Below are 24,603 nucleotides of genomic sequence, written 5' to 3'. Positions count from 1 at the left end.
ACATTTTTTCCGCAACTTTCATGTTTTGGCACCTACCACGTTTTTCACCGCACCCGAGCAAGGGCACTGATTTTGCTCTTTGGCGTTGTGGTAACGAATGCCTCTTACTGCGGGCTTAACGCTGTCTGAGTTTTCAGCAGGAACAGGGGAATGGTTCTTCAAATTTTAGAATAACTTCGCGCAAGCGTTCACCCACAGGAACTAAATGAACCGACAGTCGATCGCCGCATTCATGTCAGATGAGTGGTACGGGCGGTGGGACTCGAACCCACACGGGGCTACACCCCTTCAGATTTTAAGTCTGATATGTCTACCATTCCATCACGCCCGCGCATCTTCTTGTTAGGCAATCGGCGCAGGCACCTCAAGCCCGCGATCAGATATCTTCGCCTTGCGGGGCAAGTGGCGCGCCTTTGGCCAGCAGGTGACGCTCTGACAGCCAAGGGTTATTGACCAATGCCGCCTCCAGCTGGACACGCGCGGCGTCGGTTTCACCCAATCGCATCAGGGTCAAGGCCCGGCCCGATTGGGCCCCCACGTGGTTGGGTGACAGGGCGAGGGCTGCGTCCAAGTCGCGCAAGGCGGCCGAAAAATCTTCACACAAAAAGCTGATATAGGCGCGCTGATTGTAGCCTTCGGCATAGGCGGGGCAATAGGCGACCAGCCGGTCAAAACTGGCGTAAGCGCCGACAAAGTCGTAGTTCCCCCGCTGACGCATCCCCGTGTCGAGCACAGATTGGGCCGCATCATCCGGGGCGTCCAACCACAGCTCCCACATCTTGTCTGACACGGCGCGGCCCGCACGTTCATCGGGGGCCGCATTGGCTGCGGCCACAAGCTCTGACAAGGCTTGGGTGTGATCCGGGGCGGCGGGGCACGCGGCCGCCAGGACGGGAGCAGCGATCAGGGCGGTGATGATGGCAAGTCTCATGCCCAAACAATGTCGCGCAGGCCGCCCGGGTCAAGGCCATCTCGGCTCACATTTACTCTATACTTGGCAGCATCTCTTCTTTGACCGCTTCCATCGCCACGAAAGTGGACGTCGATGCCACATGCGGCAGCGTCGAAATAATGTCGCCCAGAAAAGCGCGGTACGTCGCCATATCGCGGGTCCGGATTTTAAGGAGATAATCAAAATTCCCAGCAATCATATGCGCTTGCTCGATCTGGGGCACTTGGCGTACCGCCGCGTTGAAGGCGCGTAACGCGGCCTCGCGCGTATCGCTCAGCCGCACTTCGACAAAGGCCACATGGTCCAGGCCCAGCGAAATCGGATCAAGCAGCGCCCGATATCCCATGATCACGCCTGTTTTTTCCAACCTTCGCAACCGCGCTTGCGTGGGCGACTTTGACAGCCCGATCCGGGCTGCCAGATCGGTGATACTCATCCGACCATCTTCCGCCAGGGCCAAGAGAATCGATTGATCCAGCCGGTCAAGATGCGACAGGTCAATAGACTGCTTTGACTGTTCTTTTTCAATCATATTATCAAACTCATCATTCTTTTCAGGACAAATCACCGCCAAGTCACTGCTATACTGGCCGAAACGGAAAGGAAAGCTGGCATGGCGCGCAACACATCTGACAATCTGGCTCTCGGCATTGATGCAGGCATGTATGCCGACCCTGAATTGGTTCTTGCGGACTTGGTCAGGACCGCTGATCTCAGCCCCTCTGACCGTGCCGAGATCAGCGCAAGCGCCGCCCAACTGGTCACAGCGATCCGAACCACTGCGGCCCCCGGCCTTATGGAGGTGTTTCTGGCTGAATACGGCCTATCCACGGACGAGGGCGTGTCGCTGATGTGCCTGGCTGAAGCATTGTTGCGTGTTCCCGATGCCGACACGATCGACGCTCTGATCGAGGACAAGATCGCGCCATCGGACTGGGGCAAGCACCTGGGCCATTCCACATCGAGTCTGGTGAACGCCTCGACGTGGGCGCTGATGTTGACCGGCCGGGTTCTTGACGATGACCAGCCAGGCCCCATCAAACATTTGCGCGGCGCCATCAAGCGTTTGGGTGAACCTGTCATCCGGACTGCCGTTAGCCGCGCGATGAAAGAGATGGGTCGTCAGTTCGTGCTGGGCGAGGATATCAACGCCGCCATGGACCGCGCCGCCGGCATGGAGGCCAAGGGCTTTACCTATTCCTATGACATGCTGGGCGAAGCCGCGATCACCGAAGCCGACGCGCGGCGCTATCATCTGAGCTACAGCCGTGCCATTTCGGCCATCGCCAATGCCTGCACCCATGATGATATCCGGGTCAACCCAGGCATTTCGGTCAAGTTGTCGGCCCTGCACCCGCGCTATGAGCGGGCGCAAGAGGGTCGCGTTCTGCGCGATCTGGTGCCGCGTCTGCGATCTCTTGCGCTGCTTGCCAAATCGGCGGGTATGGGCCTGAACGTGGACGCCGAAGAGGCGGATCGTTTGTCGCTGTCGTTGCAGGTGATCGACGCTGTCCTGGCCGAAGAGGCCTTGGCCGGTTGGGACGGGTTTGGCGTTGTTGTCCAAGCCTATGGGCCCCGGGCGGGCACCGTAATCGACACGCTTTACGACATGGCAGACCGGCATGATCGCAACCTCATGGTGCGCCTGGTCAAAGGCGCCTATTGGGATACAGAGATCAAGCGCGCCCAGGTTGAAGGCATCGACGGTTTCCCCGTGTTCACGCGCAAGGCCGCGACGGACGTGTCCTACATCGCCAATGCACGCAAACTGCTGGGCATGACCGACAGGATTTACCCGCAATTTGCCACGCATAATGCGCATACTGTGGCGGCAATCCTGCACATGGCAGGGGATCAACCCTTTGAATTCCAGCGACTGCACGGGATGGGCGAGGCGCTCCATAACATCGTTTTGCGCGACCATGGCACGCGCTGTCGCATCTATGCACCGGTGGGCGCGCACCGTGATCTCTTGGCCTATCTGGTGCGAAGGCTGTTGGAAAACGGCGCTAATTCCAGCTTTGTGAACCAGATCGTGGACGAGGACGTGCCACCCGAAACGGTCGCCGCCGATCCGTTCAACACGCTTGCCGACACGGCCATCACTATTCCACAGGGCCCCGATCTATTTGAGCCTGAACGGCGAAACTCGATGGGGTTCAACCTGAGCCATGTCCCAACGCTCGCCCGGGTCGAGACAGCGCGAAGCGCTTTTGCCATCCATCAGTGGCGCGCAGCCCCCCTGACCGTGTCCCAAGGCACGGGGCCAAGCCATGAGGTCCGCAACCCCTTTGATGGAAACGACCTCGTGGGCCACGTGCAAACAGCGACCTCTGAGATGGTCATGCAAGCCTATGCTGATGCCGCCCCTTGGGATACGACCGCCGCCGCACGCCAGAAGGTGCTGACGGCTGCGGCTGACCTCTTTGAGGCCCGCTTTGGCGAGATTTTCGCCCTCTTGGCACGCGAGGCGGGCAAGACTCTGCCCGATGCAGTGGCCGAGCTGCGCGAAGCGGTGGATTTTCTGCGCTACTACGCCGCGCAAGTGGGCGATACCGACCCGGCGGGCACCTTTGTGTGCATTTCACCATGGAACTTCCCGCTGGCCATATTCACCGGCCAGATTGCGGCGGCCCTCGCCGCCGGCAATGCGGTTTTGTCCAAACCTGCCGAACAGACACCGCTGATTTCGCACTTGGCAGTGACGCTTTTGCATGAGGCAGGGGTGCCCAGCGCAGCTCTGCAACTGTTGCCCGGTGACGGCCAGATTGGCGTGGCCCTGACAGCCGACGGGCGCGCGGGTGGCGTGGCTTTCACCGGTTCAACAGAGACAGCGCTGCGCATCCGTGCCAGCCTTGCCGAACATGCCGCCCCAGGCACACCGCTCATTGCCGAAACCGGCGGGCTGAACGCGATGATCGTTGACAGTACGGCGCTGCCTGAACAGGCCGTGCGCAGCATCGTAGAAAGCGCATTTCAGTCTGCGGGACAACGCTGCTCCGCCCTACGCTGCCTCTATGTCCAAGAGGATATCGCCAAGCCTTTCACCGAGATGCTGATAGGCGCCATGGACGCCCTTGATGTCGGCAACCCCTGGAAGCTTTCGACCGATGTGGGGCCGGTGATCGATACACAGGCCCGCGCCGGGATTGACGCGCATATTGCTAAGGCGGTTTCCGAAGGCCGCTTGTTGCACCGCCTCAAAACCCCGAGCCACGGCACCTTTGTCGCGCCAACCCTTATCAAGGTGGATGGCATTGCAGATATGGAGCGCGAGATTTTCGGCCCCGTCCTGCACATCGCCACCTTCAAATCCGGTGATCTGGACCGCGTGATCGACGATATCAACGCAACGGGTTATGGCCTGACCTTTGGGCTGCACACACGGATTGATGACCGCGTCCAGCACGTGGCCGACAGGATCCAAGCGGGCAATACCTACGTCAATCGCAACCAGATTGGTGCCATCGTGGGCAGCCAACCCTTTGGCGGAATTGGGCTTTCTGGCACAGGCCCCAAGGCGGGCGGCCCGGATTACCTGTTGCGCTTTCATGCACTATCATCTGCCCCCACGGCCGCGCCGTGGGACAAAACTGCGCCCCTACCCGCACCACCTTCGCAAACCATGCAAACTCATAGCGACGTCGCCCTGCCGGGTCCGACCGGCGAATCCAACGTCCTCAGCCACTTTGCCAAACCCGCCTTGCTGTGCGCAGGCCCCGGTGCACAGGCCGCCAAAGCTCAGGCCGATACCGTCCGCGCATTGGGCGGACAGGCCGTCGTGGCCACCGGTGGCTTCGACGCGTCCGACCTCATCGCAGGACCCGCCTATGGGGGCGTGATTTGGTGGGGAGACGCCGCCACAGCCCGGGCCTTTGAGCGTGCTCTCGCTGCCCGCCAAGGCCCGATCACAGCACTGATCGCCGGGATGCCAGACCGAGCCCATGTTTTGAACGAACGGCACATTTGTGTGGACACGACAGCCTCTGGCGGGAACGCAGCCCTATTGGGGGCTGCAAGTTGATCCAAAGGCCTTGACGATGCGTGCCCCATGCCACAGCGTGCCGGCATGTTTCCAATCCGCGACCACAATCCTTCGGGCCGTATCCCATATGTGACCTACATGCTGATGGCCGCCAATATCATGGTGTTTCTCAGCTATGTGGGGTTGTTCAGCGACCCGCGCGGGCTGAACGCCTTTTTCGTGACCTATGCGGCGATCCCCGCGCGGCTGACTTCGGGCGATGGATTGCTGACGCTGCTCACTTCGATGTTCCTGCATGGCGGCTGGATGCATCTGGCGGGCAACATGCTGTTTTTGTGGATATTCGGGGACAACGTCGAGGACGAGATGGGGCATATGCCCTTTCTCGGGTTCTACCTTCTGACAGGAGTGCTTGCCGGGTTGGTCCACGTGATCTCGGCCCCTTATTCCACCGTGCCTACGGTCGGGGCATCAGGCGCAATTGCAGGAGTGATGGGCGGCTATCTGCTGCTCTTTCCCAAGGCGCGGGTCGATATCCTGCTGTTTCTGATCATCTATGTGCGGATCTTCCCCATCCCTGCGTGGATCATGCTGATGGTGTGGTTTGCCATGCAATTCATCGGCGGGGTCGGGGCTGATCCCGATACGGGCGGTGTCGCCTATTGGGCACATGCGGGTGGCTTTGTGGCGGGGCTTGCTCTGACCTTGCCGCTCTGGCTGATCCGGGGGGGCTTTGGATTTTGGCGGCGCACCGATGGACATCCCCCACATCCAGAGACGCAATATGTCCGCTCAAACATTCCAAGGGTGAGACGATGAAGGCCAGGTGTCACTGCGGCGCTGTGGTGCTTGAGATTGCAGCCCATGATGGACTGGATTCGGCAGCACGATGCGATTGCTCGTTCTGCCGTCGGCGCGCGGCGCCAGCGCTCCAGGCCCCCAAGGCCGGTATGCGGGTGGTGCAAGGCCAGGACAACCTGACGCTTTACCAATGGGGCACCCAAACAGCGCGGCACTATTTCTGCAAAACCTGCGGCATATACATGTATCACAACCAACGGGCTGACCCGACCAAGGTCGGTATCAATATGGGCACGCTCGACGGGGTGAACCCGGCAGACCACGAGCCAATCCGCTGGAATGACGGGGTGAACCACCCCTCCGACACAAAGGATTAAGGCAGAACAACCGCCACACAGCGCCAAACAAAAAATGTCGTCTGGCCGCGTATGCGGACAGTCCGTTGGATCACGGCAAAGCCCGTGAAACCCTAGGCGCGGACGACCTTGGCCAATTGCGAGAACATCGCCTCGTTGGCACAAATGATCTCGCCATCTTCAAGGATGTCATTGCCCGGCGTCAGTGGCTCAACCAAACCGCCTGCTTCCTTGACGATCAAGAGGCCCGCCGCAATATCCCAGGCGTTCAACCGACGCTCCCAATACCCATCATAGCGACCCGCCGCGACATACGCCAAATCAAGGGCTGCCGACCCGAACCGGCGCACGCCCGAGCAGACTGGCATCAACCGCGCGAGTTCTTTCAGCGTTTCGGGCAAATCCGAACGCCCGCCGAAAGGCAGACCTGTGGAAAACAACCCTTCGATCATCCGCGACCGGCCCGAAACCCGCAAACGGGTGTCATTCATGAACGCGCCCTGCCCCTTTTCGGCAAAGAAAAGCTCGTCCTTGGCCGGGTCATAAACAACGCCCGCCACAACCTGGCCCTTGTGTTCCAGCGCAATGGATACGGCCCAATGGGGCAACCCGTGTAAAAAGTTGGTGGTGCCATCCAGCGGGTCCACGATCCAGCGGCGTGTGGGGTCCTCGCCGTCTTCCTCGCCGCCCTCTTCGGCCAACCAGCCATAGGTCGGGCGCGCGGTACGCAACTCTTCGCGAATGATGGCTTCGGCAGCCAGATCGGCCTTGGAGACAAAGTCGCCCGGGCCCTTGGTCGATACCTGAAGGTTCTCGACCTCGCGAAAGTCCTTGACCAGCGACCGGCCCGCCTTGCGCGCGGCCTTCATCATGATGTTAAGATTTGCGCTGCCGATCATGGGGTCGCTCCGAAAGGGGGTACAGGGTCAGAGGCGCGCTATACGCTGACCCGCAACGCTTGCCAAGAGCGCTTGCGTCTGACCGCCCCCACGCTGGCTCGAACGCCAAAAAGGGAATTCAGGTTGTTTCATACATCCGCCCGTCGCGCCGCTCTAGTCGGTATCGCATGGCGCGGCAAAAGAGCAGTGGCCTAAAGCATACTGGCGTCGACGCGACGACCGCGTTAGGTGTTGAAAGAAACAACGCCAGCGCGCACGGCCGCTGCATCGTTTGGACACACACCAACGCTGGCGCATCTTTCGGATCGACGACACCGGGTGCGGTGATAAAGCGGGCTCTCTGATTGCCGACGTGACCGGACCGTAGAAATACAACTGAGACTGCGTCGAACGCATCTTGCCACATAACGGAGCCTGCAATGACCGAACACATGCACCACATCACCCTGGCCAGCCGTCCCGTCGGGCCCCCGACAGCCGAAAGCTTTCGCCTGGAAATCACCGATGTGCCGACACCGGGCGAAGGTGAAGTGCTGGTGCGGGTCCACTACATGTCGCTTGATCCCTATATGCGCGGCCGGATGGATGACGCCAAATCCTACGCCGCGCCGGTGCCAATCGGGGGTACGATGGAAGGGGGCGGCGTGGGCGAAGTGCTGGTGTCAAAGGCAGATGAATTTGCCCCCGGTGACATGGTCTTTGGCATGCTGGGCTGGGCCACCCATGCCATTCAACCGGGCAAGATGCTACGCAAGATTGATCCGACCCTTGTGCCCATCACAGCCGCGCTTGGCGTGCTGGGTATGCCCGGTTTCACCGGCTGGCACGGGCTGATGGAATATGGGCGCCCCAAGGCAGGCGAAACGCTGGTTGTCGCGGCGGCCACCGGGCCCGTGGGTTCGATGGTGGGGCAGTTGGCCAAATCCCTCGGCCTGCGCACCGTAGGCATCGCAGGGGGCTCAGAAAAATGCGTACTGGCCACAGACACCTTCGGGTTTGACGCCTGTATCGACCACCGGGCGCACAGTGACGCGCGCAGCCTGCGTGGCGCACTCAAAGAGGCGACACCAGACGGCATCGACATCTATTTCGAAAACGTGGGCGGCAAGGTGCTTGAGGCCGTCATGCCGCTCATGAACCCGTTCGGGCGCATCCCCGTCTGCGGCATGATCTCGTGGTACAATGCGGGCGGGCTTGGCGCGGGCGCAGATGCGGCCATGTCCGCCCCGGCCCTATGGCGACCGATCTTGGTCAACTTCCTCAGCGTGAATGGCTTTATCATCTCAAACCACTGGGACAGACTGCCGACCTTCCTCGGCGAAGTTGCACCAAAGGTCATCAGCGGCGATATCAAAGTGGTCGAAGACATCACAGAAGGGCTGGAGAACGCGCCCAGCGCCTTCATCGGCCTCCTCGAGGGCAAAAACGTTGGCAAACAGCTCGTCAAACTGATCTGAGGCGCAAACCGGGGTCGGTGGGCGGGCGCCTTTGCGCAGCAAACAGAGCCGCGCACCGACTTCACGTATTCTGAAGCTTTCGCGCCTCAGTCCGCGCCAGCGAAATCAGCTTGTCCATATAAGGCTTGTCGCGATCATCGGCACGCACGGCGGCATAAAGCCTGCGGGTCAAACCCTTTTTGGTCAGGGGCCGGGTGATGTAGTCACTGGAATACTTCACCTCGCGCACCACCCAATCGGGCAGGACGGACACACCCCGATTGGACGCCACCAAAAGCAGAATGACGGCCGTCAATTCGGCCTGCCGCAAGGCTGCAGGCTCCACCCCGGCCGGGATCAACAACTGGCTGAACACATCCAACCGACTGCGCTCCACCGGATAGGTAATCAACGTCTCACCTTTGAAATCCTCTGCCTCGATAAAGGGTTTCTGAGCCAATGGGTGGGTGCTAGCAGCCACAAAAACCGGCGCATAGTCAAAGAGTTCAATGAATTCGACCCCCTGCAGATCCTCGGGATCGGACGAGACCACCAGATCGACCTCTTCCTTCATCAAGGCGGGCAGCGCGTCAAAGGCCAGGCCTGGGCGAATATCGACATCCACATCCGGCCAAGTGCGCCGAAACCCTTCCAGAACCGGAAACAGCCACTCGAAACACGCGTGGCACTCAATCGCAATATGCATCCGCCCCGATGACCCGTCTCGCAGCGACACAAACTCGGCCTGCATCGCCTCGACCTGTGGCAAAACCTGTTCGGCCAGACGCAAGAGCCGCAAACCCGCCGCTGACAGCTTGAGGGGTTTGGAGCGGCGCACAAACAGTTCGACACCCGCCTGTTCCTCAAGACCTTTCACCTGATGGCTGAGCGCGGATTGCGTGATGTGCAACTGATCCGCCGCGCGCGCCAGCCCGCCTTCTTCGTGGATGGCCTTGATGGTGCGCAGATGGCGAAACTCGATATGCATATGAAACTCATATTAATGTTGAGAGTTATGAATTTGCCTCAACATAAAGCGCAGTCCATAACCAGTACAACCCCAAAGGAGCTGCCATGACCGCCCTATCCTTCGAGACGTTTCCGCCCAAGTCCCTCAACGCGTCCTTTCATTTGTGGGAGACGGTGCAGGCGCTGGCCCCTCTGGACCCCCGATTTTTCTCCGTCACATATGGCGCGGGCGGCTCGACCCAGTCGCTGACCCAGGAGGCCGCACAGACCTTACGCAAGACGTCCGGCCTGCCTGTGGCAGCGCACCTGACCTGCACAGGGCAAAGCAAAGATGAAGTCCGCAAAACCGCCGAGCGCTTTGCCGCCTCCGGTGTGCACGATATCGTGGCTCTGCGCGGCGATGCCACCGATGGCGGCACGTTTGAGCCGCATCCCGATGGGTATGCCAACTCTGTCGAACTCATCGAGGCGCTGGCAAACATGGGCAAATTCAACATCCGTGTCGGTGCCTATCCTGACGGCCACCCCGATGCGACCTCGATGGCGCAAAATATCGACTGGCTGAAAGCCAAGATGGACGCAGGCGCCACCGAGGCCCTCACGCAATTCTTCTTTGAGGCCGACAGCTTTCTGCGTTTCCGGGACGCCTGCGCCGATGCGGGGATCACCGCCTCCATTACGCCGGGTATCCTGCCCGTCAGCAACTGGAAACGCGCGCGCAGCTTTGCCGAGCGGTGCGGCACGCCGATCTCACAGGTCACAATCACCGGTTTTGACCGGGCAGAGCGCGAAAACCGGGCTGAACTGTATGCCCTGACCCATTGTGCCGACTTGTGTGATACGCTGATCAGCGAGGGCGTTGATGCGCTGCACTTTTACACGCTGAATCGGCCTGACCTGACACTTCACGTCTGCCGCGCCCTGGGCCTTGTGCCCCCCGCCACGATCCGCAACGTGGCCTGATCAGTTAAGACTGGACCGATCGGTCCAGTCCCCTTAGGCTCCGAAAGGTAACAACCTGCGGAGCCCTCCATGCCAACCCTCGCCCAATCCCCTGCCGACCTTTTGCCAATGGAAACCGTGTTGTCCATGTCGGGTATGGAATTCATGCAAGGCATCCTCGATGGCAAACATCCCGGTCCGCCCATTGGTGCAACGATGGGCTATACGCTACACGCGTTGGACGACGGCACAGCCACCTTTCGCGGCGCGCCTGAATTCAACGTCACCAATCCGATGGGCACGGTGCATGGCGGCTGGTACGGCACGCTTTTGGACAGCGCCATGGCTTGCGCCGTGATGACGCGGGTGCCACGAGGCGCGGTCTATACAACGCTGGAATACAAGATCAACATCCTGCGCCCGATCCCATTGGGCATGACCATCGACTGCATCGGCACGGTCAACCATGCCGGTCGTTCAACCGGCGTGGCCACGGGCGAGATCAGAGGCGTGGAGGATGGCAAGCTTTATGCCTCCGGGTCGACCACCTGCATCATCATGCAACTTGCCTGAACAAACGGTGTCCGAGCGCTTGTGCGGTGATGTCGCCGCCAAGTGAGCGTTCGGGGGCCTACCACGGGTGTTGTTGGAACAGAAAAGTAGGACAGGACATCGTACAGATCCACCGCGTAGCGTTGCGCTACGACGTGCCAAGACCAGCCCCTTGCCTCAGCCGCGCGCGCCAGCCGGGTTGGTCAGATACCTGCGAGACGGACGGGTGCACCCTTTCGGAAGGATCGTGGCCAACCTTGCGCGCCCGTCGCGTGATGAACCAGCGCCCCATGCCTCTGAATGTTCCAACCGAAGGGGCCGATGCATCCTGCACAAACCGATCGGACCATCCTTCTGGCAAGGGAAGGCCGCAGGTGGCGGCCTGGTTAAGCATCCAGACAAGCGCGACATTGGACAAAGGGCGTGCGGCATTGAAACCAGTCAGGTGCCCGCCCACATCGCCATGGGTGCCCCGAAACCACATCTGCACCAGATGGCCATCCCAATCATCGCGGCTGTCCCACATCACCGGCGCATAGGCGACGCGGGTCTCATTTCGGGCCAGCGCGTGAAAGCCGTGCTTGACCGACTTTCCCAGCTGGTGGCTGTGAAAAGCGTGGCGCGGCGCACTCAACCGCCAGAGCACCGGCATATTGAGGCCCAGGGACTTTACAGTGTCCCAGACCCCGATCATCTCGATTTCGACGCGGTCATGGCAATGGGCACGGGCAAAGACGCGGGCCGCGTCGCTGTCTGGTGTGCACTCGTAATGGCGATAGATGTCGCGGATATTCCGCACAGTTGCATGATCGGCGCGCAAGAGCCCCACCATGTCTATGACCCCTGCGAGCGATCGGACTGCATAGGCCCCTCGCGAATACCCCATCAGGAAAATGCGGTCACCGGGGCGATAGCGCGACGCCAGATACCCATAGGCGCGGCGTATCTGTCGGTTGATACCCCGACCAAAGATCACATCGCCGGCGCGTCGCCAGTGCGACCACTGTAAACCGGGCTCGTAGTAGACTGATACCTCGCTGCCCATCTCGCGCAAAAGCTTGTAGGTCAGGCCGGCATTGCTTTCGTCCCCCTCGGCAAGGGTCGACATGGTACCGTCAAGGATGATGACATGGATGGTGGGGCCCCGCGTGGGCGGGGCCGCTTCGGGCAGGCCCTTGCCAAACTGGCTTTGCAGCCAGTGGGCGATGGTTTTATTCAGCCGCGACCGCAACATCCCCGATCAGTTCCCATACCTTTGACGGTGTGAAAGGCATATCCGCCTGGCGCACACCGCGCTCCCATAGCGCGTCCTGCACCGCGTTGGACACCGCAGCCAACGCTCCGACCGTGCCCGCCTCGCCGCAGCCCTTCATGCCCATGACATTGGCCGTCGACGGAACCGGTTCGCTTGTGAACCCAATCATGGGAACGTCGTCAGCGCGCGGCAAGGCGTAGTCCATGAACGTTGCCGTGAGCAATTGGCCGTCTTCGTCAAAAATCACGTGCTCGGTCAGCGCCTGACCGATGCCCTGAACAACACCGCCATGCACCTGCCCTTCGGCCAGCATCGGGTTGATAAGATTACCAAAATCGTCAACGACAGTATAGCGGTCGCAGGTTGTCACTCCGGTGTCGGGGTCGATCACGACCTCTGAAACATGGCAGCCATTGGGATAGCTGCGTGCAGCCAGAGTGACGCGGCGTTCATGAACAAGCAGGTCATCGCGCCCCTTTTCGCGGGCCATCTCGGCGACCTCCAGCATGGTGGGTGTCATGTTCGACCCATCTGCCCGGAACCGCTCATCGTCAAAGCTGATGTCGGAGGCGGGTACGCCCATCTCATCCGCCAGGAAGTCGGTAAAGGCTTCGGTCATCGCCTCGACCGTGTAGACTGTCGCGTTGTTCTGCACTGTGACCGAACGCGAGCCGCCAGTGCCGCCGCCCACCTTGATCTTGTCACTGTCACCCTGGACCACGTCGATCATGTCCGCCGGAATGCCAGTTTGATCGCTCAGGAACTGGGCATAGACCGTTTCATGCCCCTGCCCGTTCGATTGCGTGCCTACATAAATGTTCACACGGCCCTCATCGGTATATTCCACTTTGGTCGTCTCTGACGGATCGCCCAAAATGCTTTCGATGTAATAGCACAGGCCAAGACCGCGCAGCAGTCCCTTGTCCGCGTCCGCCTCCTTGCGCGCAGCGAAACCGGCCAGGTCCGCCTCGACCTCGGCCCGGCGCAACACTTTGTTGAAATCGCCCACGTCATAGGTCTCGCCAGTGGCTGTGACATAAGGAAACTGATCGGGCTTGATAAAGTTGATGCGGCGCAGTTCCAGCGGGTCAACACCCAATTCGCGCGCGGCCCGGTCCATGGCCCGCTCAAGGATATAGATCGCCTCGGGGCGGCCCGCCCCGCGATAGGCGTCTACCTGCGTGGTATTGGTGTAATAGCCGACAGAGCGCAAATAAGTGGTCTGCACATCGTAAACGCCCATCAAAACCTTGCTGAACAGGGCCGTCTGGATGGCCTGCGCGAATTGCGAATTATAGGCCCCCATATTTGCCTTGTTCAGAACGCGGTAGGCGGTGATCTTGTTGTTCTCGTCAAAGGCGAGTTCGGTCAGAGAGGTCAGATCGCGGCCTGCATTGTCGCTCAGCATCGCCTCGGTCCGCTCTGACATCCAGCGCACAGGGCGACCCAAGTCGCGGGCGGCGTGCGCCAGAACGAAATATTCCGGATACATCATCCCCTTCATGCCGAACCCGCCGCCCGTATCGGGATTGGTGACGCGGATATCGTCGGCGGGTATGTCCAGAACCTCGGCCAGCTGGTCCTTAGGGCCCCAGACGCCTTGACCGTTGATCGCAACGTGGATGCGGTCGCCCTCAGGCTCGGCATAACAGCCGCGCGGCTCCATCGAGTTCACGATAATACGGTTGTCGCTCACGTCGAGGCTGACCACCTTGGCCGCGGCCTCAAAGGCGGCGTTTGTCGCCGCCTCGTCGCCCATATGCCAGTCATAGGCGACGTTGTCGGAGGCTTCGGGGTGGATCGTCTCGCCACCTGCGTCGATGTCCATCTTGGCGGGCAAATCGTCGTAATCAAGCATGATCATCTCGGCCGCATCACGGGCGTGGGCCAATGTATCGGCGACGACCACGGCCACAGGCTCGCCCACAAAGCGCAAGCGATCCTTGGCCAGAACCGGACGCATCGGCGCCGCCCCGTCGGTGCCATCACGGTTTGGGACCGTGGCGCCGCGCATTCCGATCTTGAGGCCCGCCGCCTCAAGGTCGGTAACGGTATAAACGGCGTGCACGCCGTTGGCGTCCCGTGCGTCGCTCACATCCAGCGCAGTGATCACCGCATGGGCCACTGGCGAGCGAAAGACAAAAGTCTGCAAGGCGCTTGCGGGCGCGATGTCGTCCACATAACGACCCTCGCCCGTCAGAAAACGAACGTCTTCGGTGCGCTTGACAGGCTGGCTTTTTCCGAACTTTTCCATGGGGGTAACTCCTGAGGCTGGAGGGACGTTTGGTTAGGTGCGAACCTAGCGGCTTGAGGGCCAGTGTCCAGAGGCAGAAACGACTAGGACTTGCCCGCATCCGGCACGGGTGGGTGTTCGCTCCGGGGGCCTACGTCGCCGATCCACCAGGCCCGCCCTTTTGCACCGCGATAAATCTCGACACTGGCGTGCTTGGGATAGGGATCGTAACGGCTGCGGCCAGACGATGAGAGACTGGTTGCGATGTCACCGTTCTTGTCGAACCACTGCAATTGGTAGCTGGTGGAATTCTTGTGTTGATGTACCAATACATCCAGGACAGTCACCCGCTCAATCGCCCCGAATTTCCGGGCCCGGATGGCATCAACTGCACGGCCCCCCTTCCACCAAATTGCGGCCAAGGTCGCAAGCCCAAGGGCCAGAGCAATCCAACGGGTTGTCCGACCCTCTTTCATGGTTTTACCAATGCGGAATTCGACCTTTCGCGGTTGATCCTGAACATAGCGCACGGTGCGCGGTGTTCCGACCACTATCGCCTCGTATTCGCTGCGCGACACCTTGGCCCGTGCCTGTTGCGTGGCCCCTTCAGCAAAGTATTCATAGCGCACATAATATTCGGTCTCGGTACGATCATCGCGCCTGACTTGCTTGCTATAGCGCTCGATGATTTCGGCGCGCGTTTCGACACCGCGCGTCTCGAACGCCAACCCATCGCGTAGATTGCTGAAACTGACACCGCTCGCGACGACCGTTATCACGGCCAGAACAAAGGGCAGCGCACCGCCAACCCGCCACAGCATCCCCCAGAACCCGGGCGCAGGCCCATGCGTCAAATCATCCATTCCCGTTAATTAGCGCAGGCCGCACAGACCCAAAACCCCTTTCCTTCACCCCCTCGCCCCGCTATCTCAGCGCCCAAGCAAGCAAGGGGGCCGTGGGCCATGGCACTGGGAAAATTCAACGCGTCCGAGGTTGAGGCGCGCATTTACGCAGACTGGGAAGCAAAGGGGTGTTTTGCCGCCGGCGCAAACGCGTCGCGCGACGACACCTATTCCATCATGATCCCGCCCCCGAATGTCACTGGCGTCCTGCATATGGGCCACGCCTTCAACAACACGTTGCAGGACGTGCTGGTACGCTGGCACCGGATGCGCGGGTTCGACACGCTCTGGCAGCCCGGCACCGACCACGCAGGCATCGCGACGCAAATGGTGGTCGAGCGGCGGCTGGCCGAGCAACAGCAACCCACACGAACTGAACTGGGGCGCGAGGCCTTCACCCAGAAAATCTGGGAATGGAAGGCAGAGAGCGGCGGCACCATCGTGTCACAACTCAAGCGCCTGGGCGCCTCCTGCGACTGGTCCCGCGAGGCGTTTACCATGTCCGGCGCCCCCGGAGCGCCCGCAGGGAACGAAGGCAACTTTCACGACGCGGTCATCAAAGTCTTTGTTGAGATGTACAACAAGGGCCTGATCTATCGCGGCAAGCGTCTGGTCAATTGGGACCCGCATTTCGAGACAGCGATTTCCGATCTTGAGGTCGAAAATATCGAAACGCCGGGCCATATGTGGCACTTCAAATACCCGCTGGCGGGCGGTGAGACCTATACCTATGTCGAAAAGGACGAGGACGGGAACGTCACGCTTGAGGAAGAGCGCGACTATATCTCCATCGCGACCACGCGACCCGAAACCATGTTGGGCGACGGCGCTGTTGCCGTTCATCCATCGGATGAGCGTTACGCGCCAATCATCGGAAAACTCTGTGAAATCCCGGTTGGGCCAAAAGAACATCGCCGCCTGATCCCGATCATTACGGATGAATATCCAGACAAGGATTTCGGGTCCGGTGCGGTGAAAATCACCGGCGCGCATGACTTCAACGACTATCAGGTGGCCAAGCGCGGCAACATCCCGATGTACAACCTGATGGACACGCGCGCGAACATGCGGGCCGATGGCAAGCCCTACGCCGAAGAGGCCGCCGTGGCCCAGGCCATCGCCAATGGCGAACAGGACTTCGACGAGGCCATGATCGCGGCGATGAATATGGTGCCCGAAGAATATCGCGGCCTCGACCGGTTCGAGGCGCGCAAGCGCGTGGTGGCCGACATCACCGCCGAAGGCTTGGCCGTGATGGAGACGTTCACGACAACGGACGACGACGGGAACGAGGTCACCGACACCCGCCCCATGGTCGAAAACAAACCGATCATGCAGCCCTATGGCGACCGCTCAAAAGTGGTGATTGAGCCGTTGCTCACGGATCAATGGTTTGTGGACACAGACAAGATCGTTGGCCCCGCTTTGGATGCGGTGCGGAACGGCGACGTGAAAATCATGCCCGAAAGTGGCGAAAAGGTGTACTTTCACTGGCTGGAAAATATCGAGCCATGGTGCATCTCGCGCCAATTGTGGTGGGGCCATCAGGTTCCTGTTTGGTTTGGACCCAGCGTCGACAAAAACGGCGAAACGATTGACATGCTTGGCAAGCAGTTTTGTGCGCCCAATGAAGAACAGGCGTTGTTACTTGCGAAACAATACTATGAAAGCCTACTCGGTTCCGGAGTGGAAGTTGGCATCCAGAGTATCGAAGACACGGCCGATGGGAGAAGGGAACCTTTGCCCTCAGCCGCAAGTGGCGGATGGGGTGACGGCCCTTACCCGTTGAGCTTGGTAAACATTGCCCGCGACCCCGACGTCCTAGACACGTGGTTCTCATCCGGCCTTTGGCCCATCGGCACCCTCGGCTGGCCTGAGGACACGCCTGAACTGAAAAAGTATTTCCCCACCTCCGACCTCATCACCGGTCAGGACATCCTGTTCTTCTGGGTGGCCCGCATGATGATGATGCAACTGGCTGTTGTGGACGAAAAACCCTTTGATACCGTGTACTTGCATGGCCTCGTGCGCGACGCCAAAGGCAAGAAAATGTCGAAATCCACCGGCAATGTCGTGGACCCGCTCGACCTGATTGACGAATACGGCGCCGACGCGCTGCGGTTTGCCTCTGCTGCTATGGCGAGCCTCGGCGGCACCCTCAAACTCGACACCCAGCGCATCGCGGGCTACCGGAATTTCGGTACAAAGCTTTGGAACGCGGCCAGCTTTGGCGAGCGTAACGGCACTTTTGACATCGCCCATAGCGATGTTGTCCCCGCGGGGACACTCACGCCCAACCGCTGGATCAAGGGCGAGATTGCGCGTACCCGCGAGACCGTTGATGCCGCTCTCGCCGAGTATCGCTTCAACGACGCGGCGAGCGCGCTGTATGCCTTTGTCTGGGGCACGTTCTGCGACTGGTACATCGAACTGACAAAGCCAATTTTCGAGAACGGCACCGATGCGGAAAAAGCGGAAACGCAGGCGGTCTATGCATGGGGCCTTGATCAATGCCTCATCCTGTTGCACCCCATCATGCCCTTCATCACCGAAGAGCTTTGGGGCCAAAAGGCACGACCCAAACAACTGATCCACGCCGACTGGCCCGAGTACACAGCCGCCGATCTGGCCGATCCTGCTGCGGACGCTGAACTGGGCTGGGTCACCGGTGCGATCGACGCCATCCGCTCGGCCCGTGCGCAAATGCATGTGCCCGCAGGGGCGCGCATTCCGATGGTCGTCGTCGGCCTGAACGATCAAGCCCGCGCAGCGTGGGATGCCAACGTGACAGCGTTCAATGCGCTAGCCCGGATCACGGACCTCAGCGAAGTGGACGAATTCCCCAAAGGCACTGTGACACTGGGCCTGTCTGGCGGGCGCTTTGGTCTGCCGCTGGATGGGGTGATTGACGTGGCAGAAGAAATCGCGCGGCTCGAAAAGACCTTGGGCAAATTGGCCAAGGAACTGGGCGGATTGCGCGGACGGCTCAAGAACCCAAAATTCGCCGAGAGTGCGCCCGCGGAAGTGGTCGCTGAGACGCAAGCCAACCTCGCCGCGCGCGAAGAGGAAGAAGGCAAATTGAAAGAGGCACTGGCCCGGTTGCAGGAACTGGGCTGAGCCGGCTTGGCGAAGTGCGGCCCGTTTGATAGGATCAAGCCATGCTGAGATCGCTGCGCAACCTCGTGGAACGCCAGATCGCCAAAACTCAGGCCACCGGTGGGCTGAGCGGGTTGAAGGGGGAAGGCAAGCCGCTGCCCTACCGTTCGGCACATGAGGATGCCGGGCAAAGCGCGGGTATGCGGATGATGGTCGAGGCGGGCGTCGTGCCGGAAGAGTTCAAGCTAAAGCAGGCGTTGGACGCGGCACGGCGGCGGTATCAGGACCTTGCGGATGCGGGCGAACGCAAAGCGCAAAGCGCCAAGATTGCGGACCTCGAACTGCGCTACAACATCGCGCGGGAAGCGCGGCGGCGGTTCTTGTCCTAGCGTTTTGCGGATTGCGTTACGGACACGGGTTTGATGTGCTGCCCCCGGCCTTCGGCCTCCCCCGGGATTTATTGGAACAGAGAATTTGGACGCGACTGTCTTCGTGATCCCCGTAAGGCGGAGGTGTCCTCCGCCCCACGGTTGAGATTTAGCCGACGTGGAACAGGGTCGCGAACATCTTTGGATCGATGCTCTCATTGGCAAAGGTCTCGCCTTCGGTCAGGACCGACACGGCGTCGTGGCTGTGCAGGCTTTCCTGATGGCTGGCCACAACGCGAAAGTCGCCGATGCGCACGTCTGCCAACAATTGCTGGCAAAACAGGCGCGCAGCATCTTCGACAAAGATCGGGTTGGCAGCGTTCAACTCTGCAAAGGCTTGCTCGTCTTCCCGCTTGACCATCACTTGCGTTTCGGTCGGTACCGCGCGGCGGCATGCCTCAATCAGATCCTCGAACCACAGGCAATCGGCGTCATCCTCAAGCACAACTGACACCCGCGCAACCGAGCGCTGCGAATGAGGTGTCGCCAACTGCCCCCGCGTCGCGCGGGCATGTTCGCTGAGTTCCAGCGAGCACGGGCAAGTTGAGGAATAGACATAGTCGAGATGCATGATCTTTTTGCGCACGCCCGCCTGCTCAACCAGTTCCAGCGCAATGTCGTAGTATTGGTAGCCCGACAAGCCCGAGCGCAAACTTTCGACCTGCATCGGGAAGCTGAAACGCATCTGGATGCGCGCATCAAAGCTTTCCAGGTCGGTTTTGTAATCGTCAAGCGCGGCCTCAATCACTTCAAAGCTGAAGGTTTCACCAGCGTGTTTGTAGAAGGAGCGCATGATGCGGGACATGTTGATGCCCTTCTTGTCCGCTTCAAGGCTGACAGTGCCGGTCACTGATGTTTCGAGCGTCAGCGCCTCGCCAGAGCGCGTCTCGACCCGCAGCGGAAGGCGGAAGTTCGAGATGCCCACGTGCTGGATCTGTTGCTTGGCACCGCGGATCAGGCTTGACGGGCCATTTTGCAGGTCGGGCAGCGTGTCCTTGTAGGCGCCATCGACTTTGAAGGCCTCTGGATATGTGCGTTCAAAGGCTGGATACTCGACCCCTTCGCCGCCCGGCACCAGCCGCGCGACCGATGGGTCAAGTTCAAGAATTTCGGTTGTGCTGGCGGCGTTGGCCCAGCGGCGGAGTAAATTCAGCGCGGCCTCTGCCTCGTCGCGTTCGGGTATTGCGGTGATGTCGGGCGTATGAATGTTCATAAAGTAGCCCCCCTTTCTTTTTTACGTCTGGACAGCATGTAGGTGCGCCGCCGGACAAGTCCATCATTGCTAACATATACGTGTTGCTTTGAAATATGGATGACATTGCGCCAAGGATACTGACAGAAACAGGCAGCACCCTGCCCGGCTCTGTATTTTAGCCCGCTTTCTCAAGCGCTTGCAGCACATCGGCTACCAGGTCATCTGCATCCTCGATACCCACCGACATCCGAACCAGCCCCGGCGTAATGCCCAACAGATCCTTTTGATCCTGCGGCAGCCGCTGGTGAGTGGTGGTCGCAGGATGGGTCAGGATCGACTTGGCATCGCCCAGATTGTTGGAAATCACTGGGATCGTCAGCGCGTTGAGAAAGGCAAACGCAGCCGCCTGCCCGCCTTTGAGGTCCAGCGACAAAACGGTGCCGCCCTTGCCCCCCATCTGGGTCTGTATCAGACCGTTTTGCGCATGGCTTGGATGGCCAGGGTAAATCACGCGAGACAGGGCGTCATGCCCGTGCAATACCTGCGCCAGCTTTTGGGCTGTGGCCGCCTGGGCGCGCACGCGCAGCTCCATCGTTTCAAGCCCCTTGAGCATTACCCAGGCGGTGAAAGGCGACATCGAACCGCCTGTATGTTTCATGTAAGGTTCAACCGTCTTGCGGATGAATTCTTCGGTGCCCATGATCACACCGCCCAAGGCGCGGCCCTGCCCGTCCACATGTTTGGTTGTGGAATAAATCACCACATCGGCCCCTTGGGCGATGGCATTGGAAAAGACGGGCGTGGCAAAGACATTGTCGACTAGGACAGTCGCGCCGACCTTGTGCGCCAGTGCGGAAACCGACTGAATATCAACAACTTCCAGAGTGGGGTTGGAGAGGGATTCGAAAAATACCGCCCGCGTGCCGGGGGTGATCGCAGCCTCCCATGCGGCCAGATCGGTGCCATCCACAAATTCCACCTCGACCCCGTAGCGGGTGAGTATCTCTTCCAGCACATAGAGGCACGAGCCAAAGAGGGCGCGCGCCGACACCACGCGGTCGCCCGCCTTGAGCATCGCCGCCAGCGCGCCAGAGACAGCCGCCATACCGGAGGCGGTGGCAAAGGCATCTTCGGCCCCTTCCAGCAGCGCCATGCGTTCCTCGAACATCCGCACAGTCGGGTTGCCATAGCGGGCATAGATGAACTCATCCGGTCCAGCCTCGTTAAACCGCGCCTCTGCGGCCTCGGCGCTGTCGTAAACAAACCCTTGGGTCAGGAAAATCGCCTCGCTCACCTCGCCATACTGACTGCGGCGGGTGCCGCCATGCACGGCGCGGGTGCGCGGTTTCCAATTGTCGCTCATCTTCAACTCCACACGGGCCTGAATAGGGGCCAGGCCACGAAAAAGCCCCCGAAACGCGGTCAAGCGAAAGGGGGGCTTTCATCCTGACCTTTTAGCGGTTTTGCCGGTCTTTCGACACAGCGTGGCCCGCAATCCGGTTACAAATCGCCACGTGCAATCGCTACGCCCCAAACCGCTGCGCGTCAACACCGTCACGGTGCTGTAACCTTAAATTCACCTGCGCGTCATATGTCTGGTCCATAGCAGCCCCACTAGATGTGGTAGGAGGTGCGTCAATGCCGATCCTGAGACTGAATGCTGGTGCCAAGGGTTTAGTGCTAGATGGCTCGCCCGCTGCGGCCCTGTCTGCGATCCGCACGGCCGCCACCGGAGCCGGGCCGGTGATCGTCATGATCCACGGATATAAATACGATCCCAACAGCATCGGCTACTCGCCCCACGCTTCGATCTTTGCCTACCGTCATCACCCCGACCGCCCGAGACAGGTGCCCTGGATGCGCCATATGGGCTTTGGGACAGGTAATCGGGACGAAGGGCTGGCCATCGCCTTTGGGTGGCGCGCGCGGGGCAACCTTTGGCGCGCACGCCACTCCGCCCGCCAGGCCGGACAGCAACTGGCCTTTGCGATTGCTGAGATCCACCGTCTTGCGCCAACCCGCCCCATCCATGCGATTACCCATTCCATGGGGTCGGAGGTGATTTTTGAAGCCTTGACGGCCTTGCCTGCGGGCGCGCTGCACCGGATCGTGGCCCTGACCGGGGCAAGCTATGCCAGTGACGCCTTTGCCGCAATGCAAAGCCGAGCCGGCCGCCACTCCGAGCTGATCAACGTGACAAGCCGCGAAAACGATCTGTTCGATTTCATGTTCGAGCGGTTGATGCCAGCGCCTGTACCGGGTGATCGGGCGATGGGCGTGGGCCTTGGCCTGCGCAACGCTGTGACCTTGCAACTGGACTGCCCACAAAGCCTCGCGATGCTGACGCGCTTTGGCGGTCACATCGCAGAGCCGATGCGGCGGGTTTGTCATTGGTCGGGCTATACAAGGCCCGGCGCATTGCGTTTTTACGCCCACGCGCTGCGCCACCCGGAGGCGGTGGACCTTTCAGACCTGAAACGCGAACTGCCCGCACATTACGGCCCGCGCTGGTCACGTACCTTTGCGCGCCCGAACCTGCCCCTGCCCTTGCCCATGGCTGGAAAAGCGGCATCATGACGCCCTGACCAACCCGGAGGGCGCTATGATTGATCTGTACTTTTGGCCGACACCCAATGGGTGGAAAGTGTCCATTGCTCTGGAAGAGTTCGGGTTGGACTATGACACCCATCTGATCGACATTGGCGCAGGCGCGCAGTTTGAGCCTGAATTCCTGCAGATCTCGCCCAATAACCGAATGCCTGCAATTGTCGATCCAAGTGGGCCGGACGGGGCGCCTATCTCGATCTTTGAAAGCGGGGCAATCCTGCAATATCTGGCGCGCAAGACAGGGCGGTATGGCGGGTCCAGCGAACGTGAACGGGTGGCCGTTGAACAATGGCTGATGTGGCAGATGGGCGGTGTGGGTCCGATGGCGGGCCAGACCCATCATTTTTTGAAATACGCCCCTCAAATGGGCCATGACATTCCCTATGCCAAGGATCGCTATAAGAATGAAACCGCGCGGCTCTATGGCGTGCTTGACCGGCAACTGGCGCATCATGAATTTGTGGCGGGCGATTACTCCATTGCCGATATGGCGATCTGGCCTTGGGCAAGTCTCTGGGAAGGTCAGCAACAGACACTAGATGACAAGCCAAACTTGGCCCGCTGGCTCGATACTGTCGGCAGTCGCGAGGCGGTCCAAAGGGGCCGCGCCCTGCACGCGGACAAGCGCAACACAAAACCGGACCCGGATGCGCAGAAAAAGCTTTTTGGCAAAAAGGACTAAGCTGGTTCAATTGTCAGCACGTGCCTGACAGGATGGCCGAAGATTTGAAAAGGTCATTGCAATGCTAAGTGATTTCATAGCCCCCGAAACGGTGGTCCTGCTGGCTGGGGCGGCCCTGACCATCGGGTATCTGATTATTCATCAGGTCATGTTGCGCTTGATGGTCCTTTTGGGCACGGCGAACCTGATCGGGCTGGGTAACCTTTTGTGGCACCAGTCCAAGATGGCCGTGCCGCGCGCGCATCGCGACATTTATCCAATGTTTCAAAGCTTGCCACCCGGCGATTTTCGCAACCTTGTCCAATATGCCGACCGCAAGGTGTTGCAAGAGGCGATCCAAGTGACCACCGAAGGCGCCCCGGTCGACAAACTTTACTACGTGATTTCTGGTGGCATCGAAGTGGTCAAACGCGGGGAGCGGTTCAACATGCCCCCGAACCTCTTTGTCGGCGAGGTGGCCTATATCACGGGTCAAAAAAGTGCGGCCACCACGTGTTTGCCAGCAGGGGCTGAGGTGTTGGAGTGGGATGTCGCCACGTTGCGGGCGCGGGCCGCCAAACGCGCGCGCTTCAAGCTGGCGATCGAGGCGATGATCTCAAGCGATCTGGCGCTGAAAGTGGCCTTTGCAGTAGCCCCGCATCGCAATAGCTGGGTCGCCGATGCCCAGGCGCATCGCAGCCAAAAAGCCTAAGCCTCGTCGCTGTCCGATTTGGGCGCATCCTCGATCAGGTAGCCTTGGAGCGCGCTGATCTGCCAAAACAGGAAGGCCATGAGCGCGATGGGAAAGCCAAAGGTTTCGATCTTGACCCAGGCATCCGTCGACATGGTGCGCCAGATGATTTCGTTGGCTATGGCAAGCCCTGCAAACATGGCACACAAGCGCCGGGTCAGGATCATCCACCCCTCGTCCTGCATCGGCATCGCATCCTTGAGGACAAAGGCCAGCCAGCTTTGGCCACGCAACAAGCCAATCCCCAAGAGGGCCGCGAACAGGCCATAGACGATACTGGTCTTCATCTTGAAGAAGCGTTCATCATTGAACCAGGCCGTGAGGCCGCCAAAGAAAATGACCATAAAGGCGGTGAAAATCTGCATTCTGCTGAGCTTGCCCGTCAGCGCCCAAAGAACCGCCATGGCAATCAGCAGGATGGGGACAAAGATCAGCGTGGCCACGATAAACCCCGAATATTCCGTGCCGCCCATCACATAAGTGTTGTCGCGGATGCGCAGGTAAATCAGGAAAAAGACCAGCGGCGGGCCCAATTCCAGCACCTGTTTCATAATCGGGTTGATCTCGCGCGTGTCCGCCATGC

Annotated in this window: 21 protein-coding genes and 1 tRNA gene; 11 read left to right on the top strand and 11 right to left on the bottom strand. The window is 60.1% G+C overall.

Annotated elements, in window-relative coordinates:
• Window positions 1-244: 244 nt before the first annotated feature.
• The 3 genes from Q1A44_RS10470 to Q1A44_RS10460 all read right to left on the bottom strand — a co-directional run bounded on the left by Q1A44_RS10470 (window position 245) and on the right by Q1A44_RS10460 (window position 1,484).
• A tRNA-Leu gene (locus Q1A44_RS10470) sits at window positions 245-331 on the bottom strand.
• Window positions 332-376: 45 nt separating this feature from the next.
• Window positions 377-931, bottom strand: a complete 555-nt coding sequence (locus Q1A44_RS10465) for a tetratricopeptide repeat protein (protein ID WP_299624070.1) — start codon at window positions 929-931, stop codon at window positions 377-379.
• A 52-nt stretch (window positions 932-983) separates the two neighbouring features.
• The gene (locus tag Q1A44_RS10460) at window positions 984-1,484 is read right to left on the bottom strand and encodes an Lrp/AsnC ligand binding domain-containing protein (protein WP_299624260.1); all 501 of its coding nucleotides are present in this window, start codon (window positions 1,482-1,484) and stop codon (window positions 984-986) included.
• 81 nt (window positions 1,485-1,565) lie between these two features.
• Between Q1A44_RS10460 and putA the strand changes: the two genes are divergently transcribed.
• Genes putA through Q1A44_RS10445 form a run of 3 tightly spaced genes read left to right on the top strand, consistent with a single transcriptional unit; the run spans window position 1,566 to window position 6,115 of the window.
• Window positions 1,566-4,976: a bifunctional proline dehydrogenase/L-glutamate gamma-semialdehyde dehydrogenase PutA gene (putA, locus tag Q1A44_RS10455; protein WP_299624068.1), complete on the top strand. Its 3,411-nt coding sequence runs from the start codon at window positions 1,566-1,568 to the stop codon at window positions 4,974-4,976.
• 45 nt (window positions 4,977-5,021) lie between these two features.
• Window positions 5,022-5,756 (top strand): rhomboid family intramembrane serine protease, encoded by a 735-nt coding sequence (locus Q1A44_RS10450; RefSeq protein ID WP_299624257.1) that lies wholly within the window; start codon window positions 5,022-5,024, stop codon window positions 5,754-5,756.
• Window positions 5,753-6,115: a GFA family protein gene (locus Q1A44_RS10445; RefSeq protein ID WP_299624066.1), complete on the top strand. Its 363-nt coding sequence runs from the start codon at window positions 5,753-5,755 to the stop codon at window positions 6,113-6,115. The genes Q1A44_RS10450 and Q1A44_RS10445 overlap by 4 nt, the downstream gene beginning before the upstream one ends.
• 92 nt (window positions 6,116-6,207) lie before the next feature.
• Here Q1A44_RS10445 and Q1A44_RS10440 read toward each other — a convergent pair whose 3' ends face one another.
• Window positions 6,208-6,993, bottom strand: coding sequence for an inositol monophosphatase family protein (locus Q1A44_RS10440; protein ID WP_299624064.1), 786 nt, complete (start codon window positions 6,991-6,993; stop codon window positions 6,208-6,210).
• Between the two features lie 419 nt (window positions 6,994-7,412).
• Between Q1A44_RS10440 and Q1A44_RS10435 the strand changes: the two genes are divergently transcribed.
• Entirely contained in the window at window positions 7,413-8,450 is a 1,038-nt protein-coding gene (locus tag Q1A44_RS10435; RefSeq protein WP_299624062.1) for an NADP-dependent oxidoreductase, read from the top strand.
• A 61-nt stretch (window positions 8,451-8,511) separates the two neighbouring features.
• On the opposite strand, the gene Q1A44_RS10430 is transcribed toward Q1A44_RS10435, so the two are convergent.
• The gene (locus tag Q1A44_RS10430; protein ID WP_299624060.1) at window positions 8,512-9,417 is read right to left on the bottom strand and encodes a LysR family transcriptional regulator; all 906 of its coding nucleotides are present in this window, start codon (window positions 9,415-9,417) and stop codon (window positions 8,512-8,514) included.
• Between the two features lie 86 nt (window positions 9,418-9,503).
• Here Q1A44_RS10430 and Q1A44_RS10425 point away from each other — a divergent pair, with 86 nt between their 5' ends.
• Together Q1A44_RS10425 and Q1A44_RS10420 are read left to right on the top strand one after the other, a co-directional pair.
• Window positions 9,504-10,361: a methylenetetrahydrofolate reductase gene (locus Q1A44_RS10425; RefSeq protein ID WP_299624058.1), complete on the top strand. Its 858-nt coding sequence runs from the start codon at window positions 9,504-9,506 to the stop codon at window positions 10,359-10,361.
• Between the two features lie 69 nt (window positions 10,362-10,430).
• Window positions 10,431-10,913, top strand: a complete 483-nt coding sequence (locus Q1A44_RS10420; protein ID WP_299624055.1) for a PaaI family thioesterase — start codon at window positions 10,431-10,433, stop codon at window positions 10,911-10,913.
• Window positions 10,914-11,040: 127 nt separating this feature from the next.
• Here Q1A44_RS10420 and Q1A44_RS10415 read toward each other — a convergent pair whose 3' ends face one another.
• The 3 genes from Q1A44_RS10415 to Q1A44_RS10405 all read right to left on the bottom strand — a co-directional run bounded on the left by Q1A44_RS10415 (window position 11,041) and on the right by Q1A44_RS10405 (window position 15,243).
• The gene (locus Q1A44_RS10415; protein ID WP_299624052.1) at window positions 11,041-12,126 is read right to left on the bottom strand and encodes a DUF2235 domain-containing protein; all 1,086 of its coding nucleotides are present in this window, start codon (window positions 12,124-12,126) and stop codon (window positions 11,041-11,043) included.
• Window positions 12,104-14,401 (bottom strand): xanthine dehydrogenase family protein molybdopterin-binding subunit, encoded by a 2,298-nt coding sequence (locus Q1A44_RS10410; protein ID WP_299624049.1) that lies wholly within the window; start codon window positions 14,399-14,401, stop codon window positions 12,104-12,106. Before Q1A44_RS10410 ends, Q1A44_RS10415 begins: the two co-directional genes overlap by 23 nt.
• An 83-nt stretch (window positions 14,402-14,484) precedes the next feature.
• Window positions 14,485-15,243, bottom strand: coding sequence for a DUF3592 domain-containing protein (locus Q1A44_RS10405; RefSeq protein ID WP_299624046.1), 759 nt, complete (start codon window positions 15,241-15,243; stop codon window positions 14,485-14,487).
• Between the two features lie 99 nt (window positions 15,244-15,342).
• Between Q1A44_RS10405 and Q1A44_RS10400 the strand changes: the two genes are divergently transcribed.
• Both Q1A44_RS10400 and Q1A44_RS10395 read left to right on the top strand, forming a co-directional pair.
• Window positions 15,343-18,399 (top strand): valine--tRNA ligase, encoded by a 3,057-nt coding sequence (locus tag Q1A44_RS10400; protein WP_299624043.1) that lies wholly within the window; start codon window positions 15,343-15,345, stop codon window positions 18,397-18,399.
• A 41-nt stretch (window positions 18,400-18,440) separates the two neighbouring features.
• A complete protein-coding gene (locus tag Q1A44_RS10395; protein ID WP_299624040.1) occupies window positions 18,441-18,767 on the top strand; it encodes a DnaJ family domain-containing protein in 327 nt (108 codons plus the stop codon).
• Window positions 18,768-18,915: 148 nt separating this feature from the next.
• On the opposite strand, the gene folE2 is transcribed toward Q1A44_RS10395, so the two are convergent.
• The gene (folE2, locus tag Q1A44_RS10390; RefSeq protein WP_299624038.1) at window positions 18,916-20,019 is read right to left on the bottom strand and encodes a GTP cyclohydrolase FolE2; all 1,104 of its coding nucleotides are present in this window, start codon (window positions 20,017-20,019) and stop codon (window positions 18,916-18,918) included.
• A 157-nt stretch (window positions 20,020-20,176) separates the two neighbouring features.
• Window positions 20,177-21,364: an O-succinylhomoserine sulfhydrylase gene (metZ, locus tag Q1A44_RS10385; RefSeq protein WP_299624036.1), complete on the bottom strand. Its 1,188-nt coding sequence runs from the start codon at window positions 21,362-21,364 to the stop codon at window positions 20,177-20,179.
• A gap of 275 nt (window positions 21,365-21,639) precedes the next feature.
• On the opposite strand from metZ, the gene Q1A44_RS10380 reads away from it, so the two are divergent.
• The 3 genes from Q1A44_RS10380 to Q1A44_RS10370 all read left to right on the top strand — a co-directional run bounded on the left by Q1A44_RS10380 (window position 21,640) and on the right by Q1A44_RS10370 (window position 23,981).
• Window positions 21,640-22,578 (top strand): alpha/beta hydrolase, encoded by a 939-nt coding sequence (locus tag Q1A44_RS10380; protein ID WP_299624034.1) that lies wholly within the window; start codon window positions 21,640-21,642, stop codon window positions 22,576-22,578.
• 25 nt (window positions 22,579-22,603) lie between these two features.
• Window positions 22,604-23,290, top strand: a complete 687-nt coding sequence (locus tag Q1A44_RS10375) for a glutathione S-transferase N-terminal domain-containing protein (RefSeq protein ID WP_299624032.1) — start codon at window positions 22,604-22,606, stop codon at window positions 23,288-23,290.
• Window positions 23,291-23,351: 61 nt separating this feature from the next.
• On the top strand, window positions 23,352-23,981 hold the full coding sequence (locus Q1A44_RS10370) for a cyclic nucleotide-binding domain-containing protein (protein WP_299624029.1): 630 nt from the start codon (window positions 23,352-23,354) through the stop codon (window positions 23,979-23,981).
• On the opposite strand, the gene Q1A44_RS10365 is transcribed toward Q1A44_RS10370, so the two are convergent.
• Entirely contained in the window at window positions 23,978-24,601 is a 624-nt protein-coding gene (locus tag Q1A44_RS10365) for an inner membrane-spanning protein YciB (RefSeq protein WP_299624026.1), read from the bottom strand. The two genes, Q1A44_RS10370 and Q1A44_RS10365, sit on opposite strands and share 4 nt — an antisense overlap.
• Window positions 24,602-24,603 lie beyond the last annotated feature (2 nt).

The organism is uncultured Tateyamaria sp. (assembly GCF_947503705.1).
Lineage (GTDB): Bacteria > Pseudomonadota > Alphaproteobacteria > Rhodobacterales > Rhodobacteraceae > Tateyamaria.
Note: the sequence above shows the minus strand (reverse complement) of the source record. Positions and strands in the feature narration are given on the sequence as shown.

What these genes read in the sequence shown, in the direction of transcription:
- Q1A44_RS10415 (WP_299624052.1), bottom strand. Translation starts at nt 12,126, where the DNA reads ATGTTGCGGTCGCGGCTGAATAAAACCATCGCCCACTGGCTGCAAAGC.
- Q1A44_RS10420 (WP_299624055.1), top strand. Translation starts at nt 10,431, where the DNA reads ATGCCAACCCTCGCCCAATCCCCTGCCGACCTTTTGCCAATGGAAACC.
- Q1A44_RS10430 (WP_299624060.1), bottom strand. Translation starts at nt 9,417, where the DNA reads ATGCATATCGAGTTTCGCCATCTGCGCACCATCAAGGCCATCCACGAA.
- Q1A44_RS10400 (WP_299624043.1), top strand. Translation starts at nt 15,343, where the DNA reads ATGGCACTGGGAAAATTCAACGCGTCCGAGGTTGAGGCGCGCATTTAC.
- Q1A44_RS10440 (WP_299624064.1), bottom strand. Translation starts at nt 6,993, where the DNA reads ATGATCGGCAGCGCAAATCTTAACATCATGATGAAGGCCGCGCGCAAG.
- Q1A44_RS10450 (WP_299624257.1), top strand. Translation starts at nt 5,022, where the DNA reads ATGTTTCCAATCCGCGACCACAATCCTTCGGGCCGTATCCCATATGTG.
- Q1A44_RS10445 (WP_299624066.1), top strand. Translation starts at nt 5,753, where the DNA reads ATGAAGGCCAGGTGTCACTGCGGCGCTGTGGTGCTTGAGATTGCAGCC.
- putA (WP_299624068.1), top strand. Translation starts at nt 1,566, where the DNA reads ATGGCGCGCAACACATCTGACAATCTGGCTCTCGGCATTGATGCAGGC.
- folE2 (WP_299624038.1), bottom strand. Translation starts at nt 20,019, where the DNA reads ATGAACATTCATACGCCCGACATCACCGCAATACCCGAACGCGACGAG.
- Q1A44_RS10425 (WP_299624058.1), top strand. Translation starts at nt 9,504, where the DNA reads ATGACCGCCCTATCCTTCGAGACGTTTCCGCCCAAGTCCCTCAACGCG.
- Q1A44_RS10375 (WP_299624032.1), top strand. Translation starts at nt 22,604, where the DNA reads ATGATTGATCTGTACTTTTGGCCGACACCCAATGGGTGGAAAGTGTCC.
- Q1A44_RS10365 (WP_299624026.1), bottom strand. Translation starts at nt 24,601, where the DNA reads ATGGCGGACACGCGCGAGATCAACCCGATTATGAAACAGGTGCTGGAA.
- Q1A44_RS10410 (WP_299624049.1), bottom strand. Translation starts at nt 14,401, where the DNA reads ATGGAAAAGTTCGGAAAAAGCCAGCCTGTCAAGCGCACCGAAGACGTT.
- Q1A44_RS10465 (WP_299624070.1), bottom strand. Translation starts at nt 931, where the DNA reads ATGAGACTTGCCATCATCACCGCCCTGATCGCTGCTCCCGTCCTGGCG.
- Q1A44_RS10370 (WP_299624029.1), top strand. Translation starts at nt 23,352, where the DNA reads ATGCTAAGTGATTTCATAGCCCCCGAAACGGTGGTCCTGCTGGCTGGG.
- Q1A44_RS10435 (WP_299624062.1), top strand. Translation starts at nt 7,413, where the DNA reads ATGACCGAACACATGCACCACATCACCCTGGCCAGCCGTCCCGTCGGG.
- metZ (WP_299624036.1), bottom strand. Translation starts at nt 21,364, where the DNA reads ATGAGCGACAATTGGAAACCGCGCACCCGCGCCGTGCATGGCGGCACC.
- Q1A44_RS10405 (WP_299624046.1), bottom strand. Translation starts at nt 15,243, where the DNA reads ATGGATGATTTGACGCATGGGCCTGCGCCCGGGTTCTGGGGGATGCTG.
- Q1A44_RS10380 (WP_299624034.1), top strand. Translation starts at nt 21,640, where the DNA reads ATGCCGATCCTGAGACTGAATGCTGGTGCCAAGGGTTTAGTGCTAGAT.
- Q1A44_RS10460 (WP_299624260.1), bottom strand. Translation starts at nt 1,484, where the DNA reads ATGATTGAAAAAGAACAGTCAAAGCAGTCTATTGACCTGTCGCATCTT.
- Q1A44_RS10395 (WP_299624040.1), top strand. Translation starts at nt 18,441, where the DNA reads ATGCTGAGATCGCTGCGCAACCTCGTGGAACGCCAGATCGCCAAAACT.